The organism is Aureispira sp. CCB-QB1 (assembly GCF_000724545.1).
Lineage (GTDB): Bacteria > Bacteroidota > Bacteroidia > Chitinophagales > Saprospiraceae > Aureispira.
Genome location: NZ_JHBV01000035.1, coordinates 94039 through 117895 on the forward strand (window position 1 = coordinate 94039; position 23857 = coordinate 117895).

21 protein-coding genes are annotated in these 23857 nt (G+C 35.5%); 17 read left to right on the forward strand and 4 right to left on the reverse strand.

Annotated elements, in window-relative coordinates; all coding sequences use genetic code 11:
* Positions 1-72 precede the first annotated feature (72 nt).
* Complete coding sequence (locus CG11_RS18550; RefSeq protein ID WP_052598333.1) at positions 73-1239, reverse strand: PLP-dependent aspartate aminotransferase family protein; 1167 nt, start codon at positions 1237-1239, stop codon at positions 73-75.
* A gap of 172 nt (positions 1240-1411) precedes the next feature.
* Between CG11_RS18550 and CG11_RS18555 the strand changes: the two genes are divergently transcribed.
* The 9 genes from CG11_RS18555 to CG11_RS18595 all read left to right on the forward strand — a co-directional run bounded on the left by CG11_RS18555 (position 1412) and on the right by CG11_RS18595 (position 12916).
* Positions 1412-2854: a hypothetical protein gene (locus CG11_RS18555; RefSeq protein WP_052598334.1), complete on the forward strand. Its 1443-nt coding sequence runs from the start codon at positions 1412-1414 to the stop codon at positions 2852-2854.
* A 415-nt stretch (positions 2855-3269) separates the two neighbouring features.
* The gene (locus CG11_RS18560) at positions 3270-3869 is read left to right on the forward strand and encodes a DUF4412 domain-containing protein (protein WP_052598335.1); all 600 of its coding nucleotides are present in this window, start codon (positions 3270-3272) and stop codon (positions 3867-3869) included.
* Between the two features lie 828 nt (positions 3870-4697).
* Entirely contained in the window at positions 4698-6038 is a 1341-nt protein-coding gene (gene nhaD / locus CG11_RS18565; protein WP_052598336.1) for a sodium:proton antiporter NhaD, read from the forward strand.
* Between the two features lie 200 nt (positions 6039-6238).
* Positions 6239-6649 (forward strand): Holliday junction resolvase RuvX, encoded by a 411-nt coding sequence (gene ruvX / locus CG11_RS18570; RefSeq protein WP_052598337.1) that lies wholly within the window; start codon positions 6239-6241, stop codon positions 6647-6649.
* 263 nt (positions 6650-6912) lie between these two features.
* Positions 6913-8949, forward strand: a complete 2037-nt coding sequence (locus CG11_RS18575; RefSeq protein ID WP_052598338.1) for a BatA domain-containing protein — start codon at positions 6913-6915, stop codon at positions 8947-8949.
* A 67-nt stretch (positions 8950-9016) separates the two neighbouring features.
* Entirely contained in the window at positions 9017-9415 is a 399-nt protein-coding gene (locus tag CG11_RS18580; RefSeq protein ID WP_052598339.1) for a hypothetical protein, read from the forward strand.
* Between the two features lie 23 nt (positions 9416-9438).
* Positions 9439-10266: an alpha/beta fold hydrolase gene (locus CG11_RS18585; RefSeq protein ID WP_052598340.1), complete on the forward strand. Its 828-nt coding sequence runs from the start codon at positions 9439-9441 to the stop codon at positions 10264-10266.
* A gap of 240 nt (positions 10267-10506) precedes the next feature.
* Positions 10507-10986, forward strand: a complete 480-nt coding sequence (locus CG11_RS18590) for a GtrA family protein (RefSeq protein WP_052598341.1) — start codon at positions 10507-10509, stop codon at positions 10984-10986.
* A gap of 319 nt (positions 10987-11305) precedes the next feature.
* Complete coding sequence (locus CG11_RS18595) at positions 11306-12916, forward strand: hypothetical protein (protein WP_052598342.1); 1611 nt, start codon at positions 11306-11308, stop codon at positions 12914-12916.
* Positions 12917-13013: 97 nt separating this feature from the next.
* Here the strand turns inward: CG11_RS18595 and fbp are convergent, their stop codons facing one another.
* Positions 13014-14009 carry a class 1 fructose-bisphosphatase gene (fbp, locus tag CG11_RS18600; RefSeq protein WP_052598343.1) on the reverse strand — a complete coding sequence of 332 codons (996 nt, stop codon included), beginning with the start codon at positions 14007-14009 and terminating at the stop codon, positions 13014-13016.
* A gap of 393 nt (positions 14010-14402) precedes the next feature.
* Between fbp and CG11_RS18605 the strand changes: the two genes are divergently transcribed.
* The 3 genes from CG11_RS18605 (at position 14403) to CG11_RS18615 (ending at position 16293) form a co-directional block, all read left to right on the forward strand.
* Positions 14403-14834, forward strand: coding sequence for a hypothetical protein (locus CG11_RS18605; protein WP_052598344.1), 432 nt, complete (start codon positions 14403-14405; stop codon positions 14832-14834).
* Positions 14835-14960: 126 nt separating this feature from the next.
* Positions 14961-15566: a TVP38/TMEM64 family protein gene (locus CG11_RS18610; RefSeq protein ID WP_052598345.1), complete on the forward strand. Its 606-nt coding sequence runs from the start codon at positions 14961-14963 to the stop codon at positions 15564-15566.
* Positions 15567-15702: 136 nt separating this feature from the next.
* Entirely contained in the window at positions 15703-16293 is a 591-nt protein-coding gene (locus CG11_RS18615; RefSeq protein ID WP_052598346.1) for a TVP38/TMEM64 family protein, read from the forward strand.
* Positions 16294-16305: 12 nt separating this feature from the next.
* On the opposite strand, the gene CG11_RS18620 is transcribed toward CG11_RS18615, so the two are convergent.
* Positions 16306-17517 carry a hypothetical protein gene (locus tag CG11_RS18620; RefSeq protein ID WP_052598347.1) on the reverse strand — a complete coding sequence of 404 codons (1212 nt, stop codon included), beginning with the start codon at positions 17515-17517 and terminating at the stop codon, positions 16306-16308.
* A gap of 517 nt (positions 17518-18034) precedes the next feature.
* On the opposite strand from CG11_RS18620, the gene CG11_RS18625 reads away from it, so the two are divergent.
* The 5 genes from CG11_RS18625 (at position 18035) to rsmI (ending at position 22700) form a co-directional block, all read left to right on the forward strand.
* The gene (locus CG11_RS18625; protein ID WP_156039828.1) at positions 18035-19117 is read left to right on the forward strand and encodes a hypothetical protein; all 1083 of its coding nucleotides are present in this window, start codon (positions 18035-18037) and stop codon (positions 19115-19117) included.
* 61 nt (positions 19118-19178) lie between these two features.
* A complete protein-coding gene (gene secG / locus CG11_RS18630; RefSeq protein ID WP_052598349.1) occupies positions 19179-19382 on the forward strand; it encodes a preprotein translocase subunit SecG in 204 nt (67 codons plus the stop codon).
* A 33-nt stretch (positions 19383-19415) separates the two neighbouring features.
* Positions 19416-19769: a preprotein translocase subunit SecG gene (secG, locus tag CG11_RS29090; protein ID WP_063833144.1), complete on the forward strand. Its 354-nt coding sequence runs from the start codon at positions 19416-19418 to the stop codon at positions 19767-19769.
* A 423-nt stretch (positions 19770-20192) separates the two neighbouring features.
* The gene (locus tag CG11_RS18640) at positions 20193-21974 is read left to right on the forward strand and encodes an ABC transporter ATP-binding protein (RefSeq protein WP_052598350.1); all 1782 of its coding nucleotides are present in this window, start codon (positions 20193-20195) and stop codon (positions 21972-21974) included.
* A gap of 18 nt (positions 21975-21992) precedes the next feature.
* Complete coding sequence (gene rsmI, locus CG11_RS18645) at positions 21993-22700, forward strand: 16S rRNA (cytidine(1402)-2'-O)-methyltransferase (RefSeq protein WP_052598351.1); 708 nt, start codon at positions 21993-21995, stop codon at positions 22698-22700.
* A gap of 232 nt (positions 22701-22932) precedes the next feature.
* Here the strand turns inward: rsmI and CG11_RS18650 are convergent, their stop codons facing one another.
* Positions 22933-23703, reverse strand: a complete 771-nt coding sequence (locus CG11_RS18650) for an MBL fold metallo-hydrolase (protein ID WP_052598352.1) — start codon at positions 23701-23703, stop codon at positions 22933-22935.
* Positions 23704-23857 lie beyond the last annotated feature (154 nt).

Below are 23857 nucleotides of genomic sequence, written 5' to 3' on the forward strand. Positions count from 1 at the left end.
AAGCCTGTTCTTCTGTTACGAATAAAATGGACGATGCATAAAACAGAAGAATAGGCTATTAAAATTAGGTGACTACAACAATTTTAAAGCAGTCGTTAATTTATCAATCAAGTATTCTGGCTCCTCTAAACCAACATAATATCGTACAAAAGTAAAGGGGAGAGGGGGAACTTCGTTTGGGTGCAAGTTGTAAAAGACGCAGGTAGGTATTTGCAAAGATTCATGTCCTCCCCAAGAGACAGCGAACTGAAAAAATGGAGCTAAGGCATCGGAGAATTGTTCCATTTGTTCTATTGTTTTTGCTTTAAAATTAACAGAAAACAAACCTCCTGCTCCACGCATTTGAGCTTGAGCTAAGTTGTATTGTGGAAAATCCTTATCGAGTGGATACAATACATAATCGACTTTAGGATGATTTTTTAAGAAGGCAATCACTTGCTCAGCTGTTTGGCTAATTTTTTCTAAACGAATGGGTAATGTGCGCAATCCTCGCAGAACCAACCAAGCATCATTGGGAGAAATGCAGGCTCCTAGAGTCATATATTCTGAATAGAATATTTTCTGAATCATGGCTTTAGACGCACAAACAACTCCAAAAACAACATCACTATGACCACCCAGATATTTAGTTCCTGAATGAACAACAATATCTATACCGTAGTCAATAGGATTTTGATAATAAGGACTAGCATAGCTGTTGTCGATAATGGTCGTAATGTTGTGTTGTTGAGCAAGTTGAGCGCAAGCTTTTAGGTCTTGTATTTCAAAAGTTAAGGAGTTGGGGCTTTCTAGCATCAAAACTTTGGTATTGGGACGAATGGCAGCTTCTATTTCTTGTATTGTAGTAGCATCTACAAAACTGTGTTCCACGCCAAATCGACTTAAGAACTTATCCAGCAACTTAAATGTCCAACTATAAGGTTTTTGAACACAAATAATGTGATCCCCTGCCGAAAGGTTGGCTACTATAGCAGCAGAAATAGCTGCGGAGCCACTGGCCAAGATCAGAGCATCTTCACTTCCTTCTAGGGCGGCCATTTTTTGACGAAGGATATTTACAGTTGGATTATTGCCGCGCGTATAAATAGAACCATCTAGTTCGTTCTTGAACCCCTCTCTAAATGCTTTGACATTTGGAAAACTAAAGTTGGAGGATTGAATAATAGGAGGAACAATAGCGTTGTAATACTTTTCCTTTTCCTCGCCATGGTGGGTTAAAATCTGAGACCAATCTTTCATTGTTTTGAATTTAAATGATTTTAGGTTTTTTTCTTAAAAAAAAGTTAATATATTTACTAAATGTACCAAGCCAATGTTTGGGCTTAAACGTGCTAATATTGATATGTTTGTAACCATATATTAGGACCGTATATACTACAATTTTAGATAAAAAAATAATACAGAAGATTAAATGAAATCATTAAATAGGATTTTTCTTCTCTTGGTTTGTTTTTTTGCTTGTGCAACACTCACAGAAGCGCAGGTAGGAATCAACATTCTTCAGCCAGATACTTCAGCTATCTTGCATTTAGAATCTACTGACCGAGGATTCTTGCCTCCAAGAATGACAACCAGCCAACGAGACAATATTTTTAGCCCCAAGGCAGGTTTAACAATTTTTAACACCGAAGATAGCACTATGCAGTATTATACTGGTCGGTGTTGGTTACCAGTATGGCAAGAGGATTGTGATGAGTGCCTGTTTGATTTTTCTATAGAGAATCAGAATGGAAATATCGATCGTATCGTAGGCAATAGCGATTCTACCTTACTTTTTATAGATCAAAGGAATGGTTCTGCCTCAATAGGTGTGTATGTTATTGCAAACCTTCCGCAAGGCATTACGGCTTCTATTGATAGCGCAGTAGTGACAGGAACAGATACCATTACGTTAAAAGTTACAGCCGATATTTTTGCTCCTGCGGGTACTTATCCAATTGTCGTTCAAGCGGCGTGTGATGGAACCATCAAAAGTCAGGTTTATGTTGTAACAGTTGATCCCTGTGTGGAAATTGATTTGATTGCACCAACCGTTAATTATGATTTACAAGCGGTTAACAATCTTCCTACGGGGACGCCAATTTGTGTGGTATTGAGAGTCCCACCAGGCTTAGAAATGACAAACGATACCTCTGGTGCTCCTGTTTACACAACAGGCGGGCTGCACCCTCAATCCAAAGTAGGTATTTATAATCAAGGCTTTTTGCTAGCTCGAGGAGGTGATGGCGGTGTTGGTGCTGGTTTGCAAGGTCAGGTTGGTAATGGGGAAAATGGAACAGATGCAATGGTTCTAACCACCCACACGCATTTGATTAATACTGGTCGCATTTATGGCGGCGGTGGCGGCGGTGGTTCTGTAGGCTTTTTGGCTACAATTCCAATTGGTGGTCCAACAGGAAACTTTAATATCGGTATTGGTGCTGGTGGTGGTGGCGGTGCTCAATTAGGATTAGGTGGAGATTTGGGAACAGGACTAGGTTATTATGAGGCTGGGAATACTGCTACTGGAGGAATGTTGGCTACCCCAGGAAATGGAGGTGTTTTGGTAACACCAATTTCAATCAGCATACCAATTCCTTTTGTTAATCCTACCATTACAATTTCTCCTGCTGTTTTTGGTGGCAATGGAGGAGGATATGGTCTAGATGGTCTAGCAGGATCGTTGACCTTTAATCTAGATGTTGCCATAGCTGGCTTTAGTGTGTTTAATCAAAATTTCCCTGATCCACCACTTCAAGTTTTTCCTTTAGGTGGTCAGGCAGGTTATGCGATTAAAAGAGATGGAAATGTTTTGCAGGGTATTATTGATGCCAATTATCAAACTACTAATATAAAAGGTGTGGTAGGGAATTAGAATGCTATTTTTTACGCTTACCTGTTATTTAGATATTATCAAGCGAATAACCAATAATATCGTATTACACCTTTGGTAAAAATGGTTAATTAATCTCCCAAAACAGCCTTTAAGCAATCTCCGCTTAAAGGCTGTTATTCTTTATTAGTATTAACTCAATTTGTTCTAGGACTAAAATGCTTATAAACTGAAAAATAAGATAACAAACGACTTAAAAGTGTGTGCTCTTTTTGTCAGTGGAATTAGACTTGTATTTGGGAGTCAACAGCAAATAAAAATAAATGCTAACTTTAAGTGTTTGATTTTTTAACTAAATTTGATGAAACCAGTTAAATGTCAACAAAAACACAAATTTGGCAAATTCTTTGACCAATAACATAGAAGTACACGAACTCTACTCAAATAATACGACAATATGAATAAAATAACTCTACTCTTAATTATTTTCTTTACCAGCATTCATCTACTCTCTGCTCAAAATTTTGAAGGAGTTATCGAAATGCACCAAGTAACCACCAATGGCTTAGAATATGATTTAAAATGGTATATAAAAGGAGATAAAATTGCTTATGAACTATCGTCTGCCTCAAGTAGGGGCGTGCAAATGCGTTTTGTTCCTCTCAAAAGCTCTAACTCAATGCTAATGATTAGTGGGAACACAAAAACTGAAATTCCTTCTGAAAAAATTACCACCCCTGTTGGCTTTTCGATGGAAGATGCCAAATTAGAGGAAAAAGGTTCTAGCAGCAATAGTGATTTTAAACGCATTCAAGAATGGCAAATTACGACAGCCGAAATGACGGCTAGAGTTGAAGTAACAACAGATATAGGTGTCAACTTTGCTGAGTATAAACAGTTTTTTAAATCAGACTATGGTCTTTGTGCTTTGGCAGAATCTGGCAAAGCTGGTTTTCCCCTCAATATTACTATACAAGACAAGCAAGGAAATGTTTTGGCAAAGACAACTTTAAAAAAAGTAACTAGAATGCCCATTGCCGATTCTTACTTTAAATAGGAGCGCAATTTTAAGAAAAATATGAAAAACGCCATCCCATTTTTGAGGATGGCGTTTTACTTTTTTGCCACTCAAAGGAAGGAGCTTGAAGAGTTTAAAAACCTCTGTATCAATTGAGTTGAGCTTATTTGTAATCACACCCCAATAGCTAGAATATAGTATACTGAAAAAAGTACCTTTAAAAAAGTGTTTTAGTTTTTGGTAAACCCACCAATTTGTGTAATTTGAGCTGATTTTTTAGGGAGTACTTCGAAACTAATTGTTTGCTAAAACCTAGTGGATTGTTTCTATTATTTTAGATTTACTACTGATTATAAAACAGTACTCCATAGATTGTGTTTATTAACCTAATTATCGGTTTTATGACTTCAGATTACTGAGGTTTATTTTGTTGGTAATTAAGTTGATGCGAAGCTTTTTTGTTTTCTATGCAAGACGAAAAAAATTACGAAGTATTATTTATTAGTAGTTCGTTGATTTTTTACTTTTTTACCAAAAAAGATAAAAAAGCACATTTATATTAGTTTGATAATCAAAATTTTAACATAAAATGCAGCAAGGGCACAACTTACTGATTATCAAACTAATAAAGTTTAGCTTCGCTGCTACTGCGTGGTTTCAACGAACTATTGATTTATATAAAGTATTAATAAAAATAACAAATATCATTTCGCTAGTCTGCTTATCAAGCTAATGAAAGTGCGTTTACGTTTTTTGCTCACTAAGCCTGTTAAGTTGGTTTATGCTAGTAGTGCAAAAGCCAAAGAGTAGCAGACTATTGATTATTATAACAAGATAAAACTCCTAATCATTTAACAATAAAAAAAAATGCTAGCAGCAGTAATTATTACGTTTATCATTGGTTATTTGGCAATCGTTTTCGAACACCCTTTAAAGTTAGATAAAACGGTTCCTGCATTAATAATGGCCGCAATTTGTTGGGCTTTAGTATCATTGGGACATATCCCACTTCCAGAGGGACACGTAGCCGCTCATGGAGCAGGAGGAGCACATGATTATTACAAAGATGAACTAGGACCAACGCTTTTACATCATATTGGTAAGACCGCTGAAATTCTTATCTTTTTGATTGGTGCTATGACGATTGTAGAGTTGATTGACTTGCACAAAGGATTTTCGGCTATTACAGAGCGTATCAAAACAACAAAGAAATCTACGATGCTTTGGCTGATAACCCCTTTAGCTTTCTTTCTTTCGGCTACTTTAGATAACTTGGCTTGTACAATCGTTTTGGTTTCTTTGCTAAGAAAATTAGTGCCAGTAAAAGAGGAGCGTATTTATTTTGTTGGTTTGGCTGTCATTGCTGCCAATGCAGGGGGAGCTTGGTCTCCAATTGGAGATGTGACAACAACCATGCTCTGGATTAATGATAAAGTTTCTACAACAGGTTTGATTGTTAATATATTAATACCTTCTATTGTGTGTGCGATTGTGCCCACTTTCTTGATGTCTAGAATGTCTTACATGCAAGGGGCTATTACAATTCCTGATACGCCTGTAGGACAAGCAGAGCAACATACTAAGAAAGTAAAAGGAAGTGGAATTATGTTGGTTGCAGGTCTATTGGGTTTGGTGTTTGTTCCAATCTTTAAAGTAGTGACGCACTTGCCTCCATATGTAGGTATGATGCTTTCATTGGGAGTGGTATGGTTGATTTCTGAATATCTACATCCTGACGAAGATTTTGAAGATAAGCACCATTATTCAGCACACAATGCATTGTCTAGAATTGAGATGTCAAGTATCTTGTTTTTTCTAGGAATTTTGATGGCTGTTGCAGCATTAGAGTCAATGGGAACTCTGAAAGATTTGGCAGTGTCTATGGACAATACGATTCCAAGTAGAGATATAGTAATTGCTGTTTTAGGTTTAGGTTCAGCTTTGATTGATAATGTACCTTTGGTAGCAGCAGCAATGGGAATGTATATTGAGCCTATGGATGCTAAATTATGGCATTTCTTGGCGTACTCAGCTGGTACGGGAGGATCTATGTTGATTATTGGTTCTGCGGCAGGTGTAGCAGCAATGGGAATGGAGAAAATTGATTTTATGTGGTATTTGAAGAAAATTGCTTGGTTGGCATTTTTTGGCTTTGCAGCAGGGGCAGCAGCGTTTTTGTTGTTGTATCCTATTATCAATCCTTCGTAAAAAGAATAAGTCGCTATAGAAACCTTATGGAAATAAGGTGGAAGATGAATAATCAGTAGACGATTATCGATACGAAGTGCATTTCAAATATTAACATTATAAACAAACAATTCGTCGATTTTATGTGTTGCAAGCATGTGAAATCGACGTGTTGTTTGTAGTCGTAATTGATGTAAATAATCGTTCAAAAAAATAAAAATATGGCAAGAATTATGGCAATAGATTATGGTATCAAACGAGTAGGTCTGGCAACAACAGACCCTATGCAAATTATAGCTAGTCCTTTAGATACCATAGCAACAGCTAAGTTGATGTCTTTTTTTGAATCTTATTTGGCAATAGAAGAGGTAGAGTGCATTGTTATTGGTGAGCCGACACATAAAGACGGCACTCCAACATATCTAGAAGGGCATATAAGAGGTTTTATCAAGCGGTTTTCGAAGGCATATCCTACCATCAAAATTGAGCGCCAGGATGAAAATTATACCTCCAAAATGGCTAAAGATGTAATTCAAAAAACCGTTAAAAAGAAAAAAGATAGGCAAGACAAAGAATTAGTGGACCAGATTAGTGCTTGTATTATTTTGCAAGAGTATATGGGGTTTTATTAGTGCGCTAAAAGTATAGATTATTAGGAGGCTTTATTGGACGGTATCATTTTGTGGACTTAAATATTTCTTAAGACATATCAAAATGTTGGTATAGCTTGCTGCCTGTTGTATTTTAGAACAAAAGTTGTTTTATGAAAATTCATTACTTCGTGGGAAAGTTGTATTAGTTTGATTATCAAAAAGATGTATTTTGTTGCTCTGTTAAGGAGCTGATAATCAAACTGAAAATCAACGGAGTATTAAAAAATGTAATATAAAAATAAATGAGCTTTGTATATCCTTGGTTTTTGTGGGCTTTATTGGCAATAGTAATTCCAATCATTATTCATCTTTTTCATTTTAGAAGATTTAAAACTGTTTATTTTACTAATGTCAAATTTTTAAAGGAGGTAAAAGAACAAACATCTGCTCGCTCTAAGGTTAAGCATTTATTGGTCTTAGCGGCTCGTATTTTGACCATTGCTTTTCTAGTATTTGCTTTTGCAATGCCTTACATCCCAAGCAAGGGAGGGCAGACAGCAGCGGGTAATAAAGATGTTAGTATCTTTTTTGATAACTCATTTAGTATGGCGGCAGAAAGTGAAGATGTGCGGTTGCTAGAAAAAGCTAGAAGTAGGGTAGAGGAAATTGTATCTGCTTACAGTGTCGATGATCGAATTCAAATTTTGACAGCAGATTTTGAAGGTAGAGATCAACGCTTGTTGAGCAAAGAAGATGCTTTGACACGATTGAACGAGGTGGAAATTACGTACAATGTTCGCAACTTATCGAAGGTGTTGGCTCGTCAAAAACAAGCAGTGAACGGAGGAAAGAATAAAAATAAGGAAATTTATATTGTTTCAGATTTTCAGAAAAATATTACGGATTTAGAGCGTTATGAAGACACAACAATCAATTTGAATTTAGTGCCTTTACAATCGGTTCAAAACCAAAATGTAGCGATTGATACAGCTTGGTTTCAATCGCCTGTCCAAAGCTTAAATCAGCCCAACCCACTGGTTGTAAAAGTTCGAAATTTGAGCGATAAAGAAATTCCAAATGTACGTATGAGCTTGTTTATAGACCATCAAACTCGTCCTATCGGAACCTTAACAATTCCCGCTCAAACTTCTGTTTATGATACCATTGATATTCCCGTTTTGCGTACAGGGTGGTATGAAGCTAAATTGAATATCACAGATTTTCCAATAGAGTTTGACAACGATTATTATTTTACCTTTAATGTCGATGAGCAAGTTGATATTTTACAAATTCATGGAGGCTCGCCCAACCGTTTTGTATCGGCTACATTTAAAGATAACGAGTATTTTAAAGCAACTGCTCAAAATGCAGGTCAACTGAATTATTCGGATTTCCCCAATTATGATTTGGTGATCTTAGATGAGTTATTAACGATTCCTTCAGGATTGATTAGCGAATTAAAAAACTATGTGACAAATGGAGGAAATGTTGTTGTTTTTCCGCACCACGAAGCTAATCTAAACGATTATAATAATTTAACAAGGCAGTTCAATGCCAACAGTTATGGTACTTTAGATACTCGTGAGCGAAAGGTTTCTTTTATTAATTTTGAGGAATTTATTTTTAATGATGTCTTTGAAGAACGACGCAGTAACTTAAAATTGCCAATAACACAAGCGAATTTTAAAATTACCAAAAAGGCATCTACAGGAGAGGAGGTAATCTTGAGATATAGAGATGGTGGTACGTTTGTGGGGAAATACCGAAAAGGCAAAGGACATCTGTTTCTCTGTGCTGCTCCTCTTGGCTTGGACTATTCTGATTTTGTCAAAAATGGAGAAATTTTTGTCCCAATGTTGTATAAAATGGCTTTATCGGCTACTAGCGAAGATAAAGTAGCCTATATAATCGGCAAGGATGAAGTTTTGGAAACGGATAACCGTGCTTCTTCTTCAGAACTAGTATATAAAATGAAGGGCAAGCAGGGCGAATTTATTCCCGAACAGCGTCCTATGGGGAGTCGTGTGTCTTTAGGAATGAACAATCAAATTCGTTCGGCTGGTTTCTATGATTTATTCCTAAAGGAGGGAGAGGTCTTAGATAAGTTTGGGTTTAATTATGATCGAAAAGAATCCTTTTTATCATTTTATAACCAAGATGAATTAGGCGGTTTAGTAGGAGATCAAGTGGCGATTATAGAGGGGACTAATGTAACAGATTTTACTGAAATTATAGCTACTCAAAGCAAAGGAACAGCTTTGTGGAAATGGTGCTTGATTTTAGCCCTAATTTTTCTGGCAATCGAAACCGTTTTGTTGCGGTTGTGGAAAGTAAAGTAAGAATGTCCTTTTATGGATTCGGAAAGTACATCAAGGGAGTATATAATACTAAAACAAGTCTAAAAAAATGCCTACAAAAATTAGCCGCCAAGCACTAGAAAAAGTGTATGAAAATAGCTTGGAACCTTTTTTAAAAGGATTAATAAAGATGGCGAAAGAATTTGATAACTTATTTGCTAGTGTCGAATTTCCTGAAATCAGTTTGCAGTTATTGGATAGCTTGGACAGTACTTTATATTATTCTTGGCAAGAGTTTGTGATTGAACAAAACTTAGGGTTTGAACTGGAAGTATCCATTCATTTTAATCGACTTAGTTATGTGTTAGAATGGGAGGTAAAGGATAGTTATTATCATAAAAGAATAGAAAAAGATTACGATAGCTTCTTTTCTACTGTAGAGCAATTGGATTATATCAATGAGCTAGGGCGATTTATTATAGACCAAGTAAAAGAGCAATACAAGTAAATTTCCCTAAAAAAACAAGCAAAGTGCCTTTCTTAGAATACAAAGAACACCAAGTTTATTATCACCAATATGGAGATGGTGATAAAGTATTAATTGCATTGCATGGGTTTGCAGATAATGGAGATTTGTTCAAGGATATCGCTCTTAAGGTGTGGTCAAACGACTATACTACCTTGGCTATTGATCTTCCTTTTCATGGTCAGAAAACAAGTTGGAAGGGAGATATTTATAAACCCGAGGATATTGCCCACATCGTTTTGTTGTTATTGCAGCAATTTAAAGTAGAATCTTGCACTATGGCTTGTCATAGCATGGGGGGAAGAATCATTTGGGGGATTTTGCCTTTATTGGCAAAGCAAATAGAGGAAATCTATTTTTTTGCTCCCGCAGGTTTTCAATACACATTCACAGCAAGCCGTCTTTGGTGCCCTATGTGGTTTAGAAAGCGAGCTAGAAACCATTTTGAAACCTCGGAGGGAATTTTGAGATTTTTTGAAGTGACGCACCGCTTGAAATTAATGAACCGAGCGACTTACTTGGTGTTCAAACAACAATTGGATTTACCTAGACGGCGAGCAAGAATGCTAAAGACGTGGATGGCGATGTATTATTTCCCTATGAAGGCTAGTATGGCACATTTAAAATTACTCAATCAATACCAAGTTAAGACCTATTTTTTTTATGGAAAAAAGGATCGAATTACACCTGCAACACATGCCCAAAAATTTTTAAAGCAACTAGATGAAACTGAATTGCTTGTGTTTAAAGGAAATCATTTCTTTGTGCGAGAGAAATTAGCCCAACCTTTAAAGTCTTGGTATGAAAGAACCCAACAAGGTCGCTTGCAATAGGATTGTTGGTAATTTTTAGATTATTTTGATGAATTAGAGTAGTTAATTAATAACTTAGCAGCCTAAAAATTATTTTCTTTAGTGTGTGTATTTATTGATACTTCTTGGGGAAATCGTATCAATTTAGTTGTGTGAGCTTGTGGCAAACTAAGGAGGCGATAGTGTCCTCATAAGAGCAGTGAGCCATCAGGACTAAAAGTAATCCACGAAGTATTAATTCATAATATTCCCCCAAAAATCATGACTTCTTTTTTACTCCGAATTATTGACCTTGGTTATTTTATTTTTAAACCATTTATTCCGCTTAAAACCTATCGATATGCTGTTTGTGGTGGAGGAAACTTAGTACTAGATACGATTTTGTATTTTGTAGTTTTTCATTTTGTACTAAACAAACAAAATTTAGATTTGTACTTTATTGTATTAAGTGCTCATATCGCTTCCTTATTTTTTGTTTTTCCCATCACTTTCTGTATTGGCTTTCTGCTAAATCGTTTTATTGTTTTTCCTGAATCGAATTTACCGATGAGGACACAATTTGTTAGGTACTTCATTGCAGGGATGATTACATTATTAATCAGTTACCTTTCGATGAAAATTTTGGTAGACTTAATTGGTTTTTACCCAACACCATCCAAAATTCTAACGACTGTTATTGCTGTATTGTTTAGTTATATGATGCAAACTAAATTTAGCTTTAAAGTACAAGATGTAAACTAATATTTGTTTGAATGTTCTCATTCATAAAATTTAACAAGGTTAATTTTAAGTAGTTGATTATTAGTATTTTGTATTAATAAAAAATAGCTTTTTATTAAAAAAACTAAAAAATAGCAGACGACTACTTGTGTAAACGGTCAAAAATTCAGAACTTGTTTGAGTTAATGCCTATTTTAAGATACTTATGTATTGTTGACTTAGCGGCAAGTTGCTCGAAGTCTTTAAATGTTACCCAAGGTGTTGATTCCGTCCTACTTACGTTTAATAACTCACTAACAGACATTCGCTAAGCAATGTCGACCATTAACCAAAAAAAAATATGTTTGCAGATTTGCATTGTCATGCGCACATGCGCTCCTATCTATGCTTGCACCAGAAACGTAGCAAGTACGAAAAAAAAGGAATGTATCACCCCTGGACAGTTGTTGCAACCAATATGTCTCGTCTAAAAAATGTTGACCGAGCGGCTGGATATAGCCAATCCGATTTGGTGACGCTTTGGAATGGTGGGGCTCGTTTAGTTTGGAATGCTTTGTATCCTATCGAAAAAGGTTTTTTTAAGACCCCCACCAAACCAACGGGAGGGAAACATCAAATGCTTCGCCGTATTGCAAGGGTCGCAACACACCACAAAGCACCTTTGCGAACCTTAATGCAACATCTAACGATGCGAATTCCTACTGCTATGATTCGATATGTAACATCAAAGGAGTACGATTATTGGGAATTTTTGCAAGAAGAATATGCTTATATCTGTAGCAAATCAGGTGTTAAAACAAAAAACGAAATTTATACTTTGGGTGTTGCTCGTAAAGCTTTTGAAAATAGCGAACGACGGAGAACAAAATATCCAGCGTATTATGATGCTGAAGGAACGTATGCAATTCCTAAAAACCGATTGGAGGCAGCCGAAATCGCAAAAGAGAAAGATGATGTTATTATGATGGCGTTATCCATCGAAGGAGCGCATGTTTTTGGTGCTGAAACGGAGTCTGAACAAACGGTTTTGGATCGAGTTGATTTTATTAAAAGAGAATGGGAACATCCGTTGTTTTTTATTACCTATTCGCATCATTTTAACAATGGCTTGTGTGGTCATGCCCATAGCTTGCCAGAAGTAGCGGCTTATGTTTTGAATCAGGATAGCTTAATGGGAGAAGGTTTTACGGATTTGGGCTGGAAAGTTATTCGGAAATTATTGTCTGTTGATGCTGATAATAACCCTGCACCTGAAGAGGGGTATCGAATATTAATTGATTTGAAGCACATGAGCCCTAAAGGACGAAAAGAATATTATGAATATTTAATTCGCCCTTGTATGGAAAAAGGGGATACCATTCCATTAATTGCTAGTCATTGTTCTTATGCCGCTCGAAAAACATTGCAAGAAATTATTGATGTACAGGAGGATGAAGACGATACTTTTCGAGTCAAAACTGATGAAGGACCTTTTTATGCGTGGGGAATCAATTTGTGTGATGAAGATATTTATATGATTCATGCAACAGGCGGTTTGTTTGGGCTTTCTTTTGATAAGCGAATGTTAGGTGTTTCATCTAAAAAACGAGAGGAGAGGGAGGAGCAAATCAATAATATCGATGCCATGTGGAATAACATCAAAGCAGTACTTCGGGTTATTTATAACGATACTAGTTTGTTGGCAGCAGAGAAGCAAAAAGCTTGGGATATGTTGGCAATAGGAACAGACTTCGATGGTTATATTGATCCTATTAGTACCTATAAAACGGCTATAGAGTTGAACCAGTTTAAAGCAGATTTATTGGCTAAGATAAAAGAAGAAGCTGCCAAAGAAAATCCATTAGAATGTGTGGCACATTTTAACGATACATTTACGCCAGAATTAGTCGTAGACAAAATTTGCTATAACAATGCTTTAGAATTTACATTAAAGCATTATCCTCAAAAATAGAAATCAAAAATTGTGTTTGAAAGTTTGAAAATATAAATAATATGTATTCTCAAACTTTCAAACTATACAATTGTCCCTATTTATTATGTTTATTCTTTCAAGCCATTACTTGGCTTTGGCTTGTAATAATCTCTTCTACACGATTGACCATATTAGGAGAACCCATGAAAATAGGTGTTCTTTGGTGCAGTTCGGTTGCTTCAAGTTCCAGAATACGTTGAGTACCGTTCGTAGAGCATCCACCTGCTTGCTCGATGATAAAAGATAAAGGGTTACACTCGTACAACAAGCGTAGTTTTCCTTTAGGAGCTGTTGTGGTGGCAGGGTACATAAAAATCCCCCCTTTGATCAAGGTGCGATGAACATCAGCAACCATTGAACCAACATATCTAAACGTACAACAATCATCCATGCACTCATCAATAAACTGTTGTACCGAGGCATCAAACCTGTGATAAGCTCCTTGGTTGACAGCGTATATGTTGCCTTTTTGTGGAATTTTCATATCGGGGTGCGATAAGCAGAATTCTCCTATCGAAGGATCTAAGGTAAACCCATTTACTCCTTTGCCCGTAGTGTAGACCAACATAGTCGAAGAACCGTACAAGACATAGCCTGATGCCACTTGCTCTACACCATCTTGTAGAAAGTCGCTCAATTGACAAACACCATCATCCGAAATACGGCGATAGATGGCGAAGATTGTACCAATAGATACATTCACATCAATATTACTAGAACCATCCAAAGGGTCGAATAAAACGACATATTTGGCATTAATACTAGATTCGATAGGGACATAGGTGTTGTTTTCTTCCGAAGCAATGCCACAACATTCGCCACTATTTTGAAGGCAAGAAATCAATAAATTATCTGCCAAAACATCTAGTTTTTGAACCTGCTCACCAGAAGCATTAGCAGCTGTGTCGGCATGTCCTGCAATGTCAGCTAAACCTGCTTTGTTAACTTCTCTACTGATTATCTTAGACGCTAGTCCAATATCTCGAAGTAAACCCGATAGTTCACCAGTTGCAAATGGAAAATCTTTTTGACGTTGGATGATGAATTCATCTAAGGTAATAATCTTATTCATATCTGTTGTTTTAATACAAACTTTTGAGGTTAAATAAATGGTTTGTATTGGAGACGTTTATAAGTGGTTTTTTGCAAAAAAATTCTAATGTTTAACACTAGAAAATCAAAATCTTATTCTAAATGAACGCATTGTACGTTATTCTATTGCAAATATACGCTTTTTAATAGCAATATGCTAGCCAATTTTTCAAATTATGACATTAAAAATGTATCGTACAAAAAAAGGGAGGCTAATAAGAAGTTTTAAATGTAGTTTTTGAAATTGCTTTTTTTCTATTTTTTTAGTAATTTAAAGCGCTATTTTTTTCTCATTAGAGAGCAAAATAAGCAGTTTTATCTATTCTTTTAATTGAATAATGAAAGGTATTATTTTCTCTTATAAATCAAAATTATGATTTCAACATCTGTAGCAATAGGTGCTATTATATTGATTATAATAGGAGGACTAATTCAGCCTAGCTTACTACTTTTGGTGGCTATTTATGTAGGGTACGATGTGTGGGAAAATACGCAAGGGATGAGTCCCCAGAAAACAGTAGAGCAGTTACTTGAGGCAATACAAGCGGAAGATAAAGCAACCGTTCGTGCCTTGGCAAGTGAGAGTTTAGAAGATGGAATTGATATCTTATTTTCTTCTAGTTCTGGAAATAGAGCTGTTGAAATCAATACATTTTTAGATGATTTAATCGTCCGAGACTGTTTGGTTCAAAACGACACTTTAGCTACTTGTACTATTTGTATGTCTTCAACAGATATAGATAATTGCAATGGCTTGACCTTGATACGAGAAAATAGACAATGGGTGGTTAGTTTTGATAAATAATCAATTTTTTGATAGAATTAGCTGACGGTACTTAAAATCTAAAAACAGTTGATTAACAAATTAATATAAATAATTTTACTTTGAAACTTCAATTTATTCCAAAAATCCCAAAAAGTATTGAGCCGAATGGCTAAGAAAAAAGAACTCGTTTTACGAATTGCATTATTAGCCACGGTTATGTTAGGTTTATTAGCTTTGGCAAAATATACTCCTTTGGGAGCCTACTTTAGTGTCGCAAAATTGCAAGAACTCATTCGGGCGGCAGGAAATTGGGGACTTGTTATTTATTTTTTAGTGTTTTTGGTAGGAACTTTGATGAGCGTACCAGGAGCCGTTTTTTTGGTATTTGCTATCTTAACCTACGGTTACTTTTGGGGGATTTTGTTGTCTTTTGGTGCTGCAAATCTATGTGCAATGATTAATTTTTTGTTTGCACGATTTGTAGGAGGGAAAGCCTTGACGGAGATTAAAAATAAAAGAATTCAAAAAGTGCTTTCGAGAGTAGATACACATCCTATACAAACGATTTGTTGGTTGAGAGTGTTTATGCTACTGTCTCCTGTTGTCAATTATGCAATGGCATTAACCAATATAAAATCTAGACAGTTTTTTATAGGCAATGCTATAGCAATGATATTCCCTTTTGCGTTTATTATTTTAGGAACCGTTTTTTTTAGAAGCGCTTTTTTTCAAGAAGTCGTTTTGGTTTGGATTAAATCAGTAATTAGTTGACACATTAGTTCGTTTATCAATAGCATCGTATTTGCAATCAATAGCGTCACAGGTAACGAAGTGTTATTGGCACAAAAGCTAGAGAAGACGAATATAGCAAGCTAATTAGCAGACGATTTATCATTAATTATATTCTATGGAGCAAGAGAAAAAAACTAAAAAGAATACTTTTCTTCGTTTAGGTGCTTTGGTTTTATTTATTATTACATCCATCTTATTAGTCAAGTACACAGCATTAGGTGCTTGGCTGAGTCTTGAGAGTATGCAGTATATGGTAGAGCAAACGGGCTTTTGGGGGATATTAATATTTATAGCCATTTTTGTAACTTCTGCTATTATGAATATCCCAGGGACGGCCTTTTTGTTATTGGCAATTATGTTATTTGGATACTGGCAAGGAGCGTTTTTTGCTTATGTTGGAGCTTTATTAGGAGCTTGGGCTACTTTTGTCTTAGGGCGTACCATGGGAGGCAAAGCTTTGACAGAAATTAAGAATCCTACGGTCAAAAAATTACTAGCAGAAGTAGAAATCCGACCTATTAGAACGTTAATTGTATTAAGAATTTTAGTTCAATTTTCGCCTTTTGTAGGCTACACTTTGGCTTTGACCAATATCAACCAACGACAATATATGATTGGCAATATCATTGGTATTTTGATTCCAACAATTGGATTGAGTATGGGAATGTATTTTTTTGAAGATACGATACGAGCTTTGTTTGGTTAGCACTTGGTTGAATTACCTATTTAAGTTTTCTATCCAGTAATATTCTAGACCTAGGTTGCCAGAGCTTACTACAATAAGGACCGAATCGTTTACTTGTACCGATTCATAAAGATATTTTGGAACAGGAATGTTGTTATTGGTTGCTTGGTGATACCACGAGCTAACTTGGATGGAATGATTTTTTTCCTTTTCTACGTTTTTATTTAATACTGCAACTTTAAATGCTTTGGTCTCTGAGGTGTCTTTGTAGACATTAAAAAAGGAAATAGTTCCATAATTATAAACTAGGGAGCCAGTTAGTAAAATACAAATTGGAAGCAATAAATCCTTTACTTTTTTAAGCTGAAATTCTCTAGAAGCAAGTATGAATAACAAGGTAAATGCGATTGATAAAAGTAAATTATACGATAAAAGTTGATTGTAATTGACAAAATGAATGTTCAATAGAGAAGGATACAGTGCAACTAGAATACTAGAAAAACTTAAAGGTAGTATAAGATTTGGTTGTACATTTATTTTATTATAATCCAAACCAATAGTAACAAGCCCTTTGAAATAGTACAAAACAGACAGACAAATAATAGGGGTTGATAGATTGACTAGAAAAGGATATAAACTGCTTTTTGAAGAAAAAATACAATAAAAAAATAGTAGTACATTGATGATAGTGACACCATGTAGAATTAGAACGACCTTGTTTGCTTTTTTTAAGTTAGCTTCCCTCTCAGAAGCACTTTTTCCATACAACTCATTTTGTTCAAACTCTATCCTAGCTGTTTTTAGACGTTGTAACTCTTTTTCTTTTTCTGGGCTTGGGACGTAATGATCGAGCCAATTAAGGAATAAATCCATATGTTCCAAATAAGAAGAGATAGTAATCCTACTGCCGTCTGTGGTGTTAAGGTAAAGTATTCCTTTTAAATGAGAATAATGGTTCAATACTTCTAAGGAAGTAGAATTGCTTGCAAATAGACTTCTAATGGTTATCTTCTTAGTGTCAACAATAACACGATAGGACAAGATATAAGAAAAGTAGAGACCAAAAACAATTGTGAATAAGGCATATAGTCCCACTATTCCTAAGGATAACATTGGCGTTTCATTGCTCCAAATTACATAAGAAATAAATCCAATTGCTGCTAGAAACGCTACAAGAATGGATTGGATATACGATTTAGAAATTTTAAATGTAAGTGCTCCTAAATTATCTAGATGATTGGTCATTGGTTTTTTATGGGTAATAGTGAATAAAGATTAGTACGTAGACTTTTTGGAGAAAACACGCAGTAGTAGTTCAGTTAAACCACATTGATTTGATTATGAATGAAATGCATTTTTTGTTCTTTTGTAAAAGAAATGAAAAAATACACGAAGTCTTAGAAACTAAAAAACTACTTTTTAAGAAAAGTTCATTACAAAGATAGAGAGTTGGTAAGGAATAAAAAAATTTGCAGCTGATAAGAGGGTAAAATAGCTATATGTATACAAGCAAGGTAGGGTGATTTTTGTTATTAATATTTTTGATGAGCAAAAAAGTCCTTTGAATAGTTGCATATTAACAAGTCGGATAGAATGAATTTGTAGATTATCCTGTCTATAATAATGATTATTCGAAAAAAAAATGTATTTTTGTTATCTTATTGTTTAAGTAACTTTTGCAAATTATTGAAAATAAAGTGCATTTTTTGATTTGATTATCACGAGGATATGAATTTTGAAGAATGAATGCATTTATCATTTTATGACAAGATCTGAATTCACTAGTTTATTAAAAAATCCTAATGAACTCAATACAATGAGTTATGAAGCATTGGATCAATTGCTTTTGCAGTTTCCATACTGCAACGGTATCCGTATGCTCTTGCTCAAAAAATATAAAACAGACAAACATATTGCGTTTGAACGACACCTAGCTTTGGCTTCTATGTATGCTGCTGATCGTAGCAAATTGTATGATTTTTTAAATACGCCAACAGTAGCTAATGAGAAAACAAAGGTGATAGATATGAAACCTTCAGATGATTCTGAAGCGGAAAAAAAAACTCCACTAACGACTGAATTGGCTGATCCACCCCCTATTTACCAGCATAAAGTCTCTGAAAACCCTCCATTTTTAGCATTTCAAACTCCATTAACGGCTGAGGATCTGTCGGTTGGATACACTGTTTCGGACGAAAATGAAGAAGAAGAAAACCGTAGTTTGAGCAATATGCCAATAGAAGAATGGCTGCAAGAGTTTGAACCTCCAAGAATAGATGATAAAAATCCAGCTCTAAAAAAAGGCTTTAAGTTGTCTAGAATTCCAGTGTTTGAAAAAGGGGTTTTTGATTTTCTAGAAGAAGAAGCTGAACCGAAAGAAAATTCTACTCAACCTACAACACGAAAGGCTAAAACTTCTAAAAAGAAAACACGTAAAAAGACCAAAGACGTTTCTTTTGTTCCAAATGCTAAAGAGGAAACTTTAGAAGATACGTTCCCCAAAGTGGAAGTCGATAAGAGCGAGCAAGAGTTAGAATTCCAGAACTTGGAGCAGATGTATGAAAAAAATGCAGAGTCTGTAGATATCTTTGATTTGTTTTTAACTCAAACGGATGGCTTTCTCAAGAGTATTGGCGATAAAAAGGAGAGTGATATTGAAAACTCTACAGAGGCTTGGGAAGATGATAGTACTACTGAAAATGAAGAAGTTGCTTCTGAAACTTTGGCTGACTTATTGGCACTACAAGGGCAAAAATCTAAGGCAATTAAAATGTATAAGACATTAAGTTTGAAATTTCCTGAAAAAAGTCGTTTATTTGCAGACAAAATAGCAGAACTAGCTTAAATTGTATGGTATTTGGATAAAAAAGAAACATAACTCCTTTTTTAACTAAAAAAATGCAAACATGAGTTTATTTTTGTTAATTGCAATAGCTTTGATAGCTGCTGTACTAGTTTTTGTTATTTTAATACAAAATCCAAAGACAGGCGCATTGAGCGCTACATTTAATGCCGACCAATTAATAGGTGTTGCTCGATCTGATAAAATGCTCGAAAAAATCACTTTGGGAATGGCGACATTGATGTTTGCATTGTGTCTCGTGGTCTAATTATTCATTAATTTAAGAAAATAATCTACTATCATGGTTTTATTACTAACCATACTTATCGCATTCATTTCTGTATTATTGATTCTTGTAATTTTGGTACAGAACCCTAAAGGTGGAGGATTGAGCTCTGCATTTGGAGGAAGCCAAGCGGCAAATCAAGTTATGGGAGCTGCAAATTCTGGCGATATGCTAGAAAAAATTACATGGGGTTTAGCTTCATCTTTATTGGCTTTATGCTTGGTGACAGGTGTATTTTTTAAAGGAGACGGCGCTAGTGGTCCTGTAGGGGAAGAAATTAACACAACAACTACAACAGCTCCTACTGCACCAACAGCTCCTGCATCAGTTCCTGGAGGACAAACACTACCACAACAGCCTACTAACTAATTAGTACGCAGTTGCGTTACAAAATAAAAGATATGAGGTTCGTCGCAATTAGGGGCGAACCTTTTTTCTATGTCAGCTTATAAGATTTGACCTAAGTCTGACAGAATAAAGAGAGATTGATTTTATCTTTGCACCTCAAAATGATTGGGTCGATTGACCTTAATTGTTTGAAGCAATACTTCATAAATTTTTTGTTTTACCAATAATTAGAATAAAAAATCTACGAGGTACTGTATAAGTAATCGTTCAAAAAAAAAATAACAAGTACCATGCAGTCGCAGCGCAGCTAAAACAGCCTTGTTTTTCTTCTTTGATTAGCAGAAAAGCATCCCATTTTTTGTTATTATTTTTTCTGACTACTTAGATAAAATTAAAATCACAAATATGTGACTTTTTTATACCTTCTTAATTATATCATAGCACATGGCTAGACGGAGAAGCGGTTCAGAAGAGCGTCCCAAAATTAGTAAAGATGGGTGGGCAAAAGCGAAGAAGTTGTTGGCTTATTTGGCACCCTATCGTTTGTCCTTTATCGGAGGGCTTTTTTTCTTAGTAATTGGTAGTGGTGTATTTATGGTTTTTCCTGCGGCAGCAGGAGAATTGATAGATATTGCTAAAGGCGAGTCAAAATGGGGCTTTACGCTCAAAGATGTAGGCTTGGTTTTAGCCTCTATTTTAGTATTACAAGCATTAACGTCTTATTTTAGAGTACTGCTTTTTGCGAATGTAAGCGAAAGAGGAATGGCCGATATACGCAAGGCTTTGTACAACAAGTTAATTACACAACCCACGACTTTTTTTGACCAAAATAGAGTAGGAGAATTGACAAGTCGTAGTACCGCAGATGTTCAACAATTACAAGATGTCTTATCAATTACATTGGCAGAGTTGATTCGTCAAATTATAATACTAGTAGTAGGGTTTGTTTATTTGGCATGGATGGCACCGCAATTATTATTGGTGATGATATCTACATTTCCTGTTGTTATTATTATTGCCATGGTATTTGGTCGTTATATTCGAAAATTATCAAGAAAACGCCAAGATAAATTAGCTGAAACAAGTACTATTTTAGAAGAAACACTACAGGCTATCTCTGTTGTCAAATCGTTTACCAACGAGTGGTTCGAGCGCAAACGTTATGGGAAATCAGTAGACGATGTTGTCTCCATTTCACTTAGCTTTGCTCGCATCCGAGGTTTGTTTATTGTTTTTATTATAACGGCTTTATTTGGTGCGATGTTTTTTGTCTTGTGGTGGGGAGCCACTATGGTAGAAGCTGGAACAATGAAGTCTGGCGAATTGGTTACCTTTATCACCTTGACGGCTATTATAGGAGCAGCTGTTGCAAGTTTAGGAGACTTTTATACTCAGGTCTTACGAGCGGTAGGTGCTTCAGAGCGTATTATGGAAATTTTGGAAAGCAATTCGGAAATAAATTTGGACGAAACGCTACCTGACTTAAAAATACAAGGAAACATAGCGTTTAATCACGTCAAATTTAATTATCCTTCTCGACCTGATTTAACCATTCTAAATGATGTTAACCTGCAAATCTGGTCTGGACAAAAGATAGCTTTGGTAGGAGCCTCTGGTGGTGGAAAGTCAACGATAGTAAAGCTATTGTTGCGGTTTTATGATTTAAAAGGAGGTAATATTACCATTGACGACAAGCTAATTACGGATTATAACTTATCTCAATTGAGGCAAAATATTGCGATTGTTCCCCAAGATGTCATTTTATTTGGAGGGAGTATTCGAGAGAATATTGCTTATGGAAAACAAAATGCCACAGAGGCAGAAATTATAGCTGCAGCAGAACAAGCCAATGCTTGGCAATTCATCGATTCATTTCCAGATGGTTTGGATACAATTGTAGGAGAGAGAGGAGTCCAACTTTCTGGAGGACAGCGCCAACGGGTAGCTATTGCTCGTGCAATTCTCAAGAATCCTTCTATCTTATTGTTGGATGAGGCGACTTCGGCTTTAGATGCAGAGTCAGAGCGAGTTGTACAGGATGCTTTAAACAAGTTGATGGAAGGTAGAACATCTATTATTATTGCACATCGATTAGCGACGGTTCGTGATGTAGATTGTATCTATGTTTTGGAACAGGGCAAAGTAGTTGAACAAGGTAACCATGAAGAACTTGTTGCAAAAGATAATGGCGTGTACACTCAATTGGCTAAATTGCAGTTTAGTTAAGACCTGAAACAAAAATAAATGTTATATATAGTACCCACACCAGTTGGCAATTTAGAAGATATTACTCTACGGGCATTAAGAGTGCTAAAAGAGGTAGATCTAATTTTTGCAGAAGATACTAGAACTTCTAAAAAATTAATGCAGCATTATGAAATTAGCACGCCACTTCGTTCGCACCATGCACACAACGAAAATCAAGAGGCGGCTAAGATTGTAGAAGATATACAAGGAGGTATGCAAGTTGCTTTAATTTCAGACGCAGGCACGCCTGGTATTTCAGACCCTGGTTATAGCCTTATCAAAGCTTGTGCAGATGCTACTATCAAAATAGAGTGTTTGCCAGGTGCTACGGCTATTATTCCTGCTTTAGTTGCTTCTGGTCTGCCTTGCAATCGTTTTTATTTTGAAGGCTTTTTGCCCCACAAAAAAGGACGCCAAACGCGATTGCTGTACTTGGCAGAATTACCAACTACATTTGCCTTGTACGAATCACCGCACCGTTTGGAAAAATGCTTGAATCAATTGGCAGAGCATTGTGGTGCTGATCGCCAAGCAGTAGTTTGCCGAGAAATTTCTAAATTATATGAAGAATATACTAGAGGCTCTCTGGCAGAGTTGCAAGCTAAAGTTGCATCCAATGAATTAAAAGCCAAAGGTGAAATTGTTATAGTGGTAGCTGGGAAAGAAAAAGAAAAGAAAAAGAAGCGTTACTCAAAAGAGGAATAGAGAATATACTCCTCAAAAGAAGAATCTATAAAGGCGAAAAGAGCCGTTCATTTGAAATTTCTCAAAATGAACGGCTCTCTTGATTTAATAAAGAAAAGATTCTTCTAAAAAATAAGTTGTATGTCTCTATAAACAACAAAACAAGGTAAAAGGTTCACGAGAAAGCCTATTTTTTATTAAATTTTATTTTTATAATATTTAGTATATTGATTTTTATTATTTTAAAGGTGTTTTAGGCTTGGAAAATAATGGATTGCCCATCGTCAGGGATGAAAACTTTTGGCATAAGTTGTTTGTTGGTCATTATTTCTCTTAGATCTTTTCGAGTAGTTGGACAATGATTGATTGCTTCTAGATGATTGATGATAACTTTTCCAGTAGCATTTTGCACAAATTTAAGGATATCATCTAATGTCATGAGCAAAGGTTGAAAGAAGTCAAGCTGTGCGGCGCCTCCAGGGATAACACTAATGTCAGGTTTGTATTCCATCAGAACTTTGTGAACATGTTTGGTGTAAATAGTATCAGAGCTCAAATAAATAGAGGGATATTGAGGAAGTTTTAAATAAAATCCCATAACATTTCCCATTGGTTTGGCAACAAAACCATAGCCATGCTTTGCAGGAATGCCTTCTAAGGTTCCATTCAAAAAATTAACTTCCTTCCAGTAATGGATAGATTGAGAAATAGTTAGCCCCTTATTTTTGAGAATAGGGGCATCTTTATAACTACAAACAACAGGGATATTTTGTGTAATTAGAAACTTAATGCCAGCAGTATCAAGATGGTCAGGATGTCGATGCGTAATAATGCAATGGGTTACTTTTTCTAGTAAGGAACGACTTTGTTCAGGAAAAGGGGCAATAGGATTTCGTTTAGCTTTAAAACGGAATAATGTAAAAGGAGGCATGGTTGCTTGAGGTCCAAGCATAGGATCTACTAAAATGAAGTGATTGTTCACTTCAATAATCATTGTTGCGTTTCTAATGTGATGAATTTTCATAATTATGAGTCTGTTAAATAATAAATGAACCATTAACAATAGTTAGCTGTGGTGCTACTATGTTGTTAAATAACTGAAGTTACGCAAAAGATGGATTACCCATCTTTAATAAATTGAGTTCATTGAAAGCTGCTTTATTAGCAGCAAGGTAAAT

Coding starts and splice junctions, on each gene's coding strand:
- ruvX (WP_052598337.1), top strand. CDS start 6,239: ATGGCAAGAATTATGGCAATAGATTATGGTATCAAACGAGTAGGTCTG.
- CG11_RS18580 (WP_052598339.1), top strand. CDS start 9,017: ATGCCTACAAAAATTAGCCGCCAAGCACTAGAAAAAGTGTATGAAAAT.
- CG11_RS18625 (WP_156039828.1), top strand. CDS start 18,035: ATGACAAGATCTGAATTCACTAGTTTATTAAAAAATCCTAATGAACTC.
- secG (WP_052598349.1), top strand. CDS start 19,179: ATGAGTTTATTTTTGTTAATTGCAATAGCTTTGATAGCTGCTGTACTA.
- CG11_RS18555 (WP_052598334.1), top strand. CDS start 1,412: ATGAAATCATTAAATAGGATTTTTCTTCTCTTGGTTTGTTTTTTTGCT.
- CG11_RS18550 (WP_052598333.1), bottom strand. CDS start 1,239: ATGAAAGATTGGTCTCAGATTTTAACCCACCATGGCGAGGAAAAGGAA.
- fbp (WP_052598343.1), bottom strand. CDS start 14,009: ATGAATAAGATTATTACCTTAGATGAATTCATCATCCAACGTCAAAAA.
- CG11_RS18605 (WP_052598344.1), top strand. CDS start 14,403: ATGATTTCAACATCTGTAGCAATAGGTGCTATTATATTGATTATAATA.
- CG11_RS18575 (WP_052598338.1), top strand. CDS start 6,913: ATGAGCTTTGTATATCCTTGGTTTTTGTGGGCTTTATTGGCAATAGTA.
- CG11_RS18595 (WP_052598342.1), top strand. CDS start 11,306: ATGTTTGCAGATTTGCATTGTCATGCGCACATGCGCTCCTATCTATGC.
- CG11_RS18640 (WP_052598350.1), top strand. CDS start 20,193: ATGGCTAGACGGAGAAGCGGTTCAGAAGAGCGTCCCAAAATTAGTAAA.
- CG11_RS18590 (WP_052598341.1), top strand. CDS start 10,507: ATGACTTCTTTTTTACTCCGAATTATTGACCTTGGTTATTTTATTTTT.
- secG (WP_063833144.1), top strand. CDS start 19,416: ATGGTTTTATTACTAACCATACTTATCGCATTCATTTCTGTATTATTG.
- rsmI (WP_052598351.1), top strand. CDS start 21,993: ATGTTATATATAGTACCCACACCAGTTGGCAATTTAGAAGATATTACT.
- nhaD (WP_052598336.1), top strand. CDS start 4,698: ATGCTAGCAGCAGTAATTATTACGTTTATCATTGGTTATTTGGCAATC.
- CG11_RS18620 (WP_052598347.1), bottom strand. CDS start 17,517: ATGACCAATCATCTAGATAATTTAGGAGCACTTACATTTAAAATTTCT.
- CG11_RS18615 (WP_052598346.1), top strand. CDS start 15,703: ATGGAGCAAGAGAAAAAAACTAAAAAGAATACTTTTCTTCGTTTAGGT.
- CG11_RS18560 (WP_052598335.1), top strand. CDS start 3,270: ATGAATAAAATAACTCTACTCTTAATTATTTTCTTTACCAGCATTCAT.
- CG11_RS18650 (WP_052598352.1), bottom strand. CDS start 23,703: ATGAAAATTCATCACATTAGAAACGCAACAATGATTATTGAAGTGAAC.
- CG11_RS18610 (WP_052598345.1), top strand. CDS start 14,961: ATGGCTAAGAAAAAAGAACTCGTTTTACGAATTGCATTATTAGCCACG.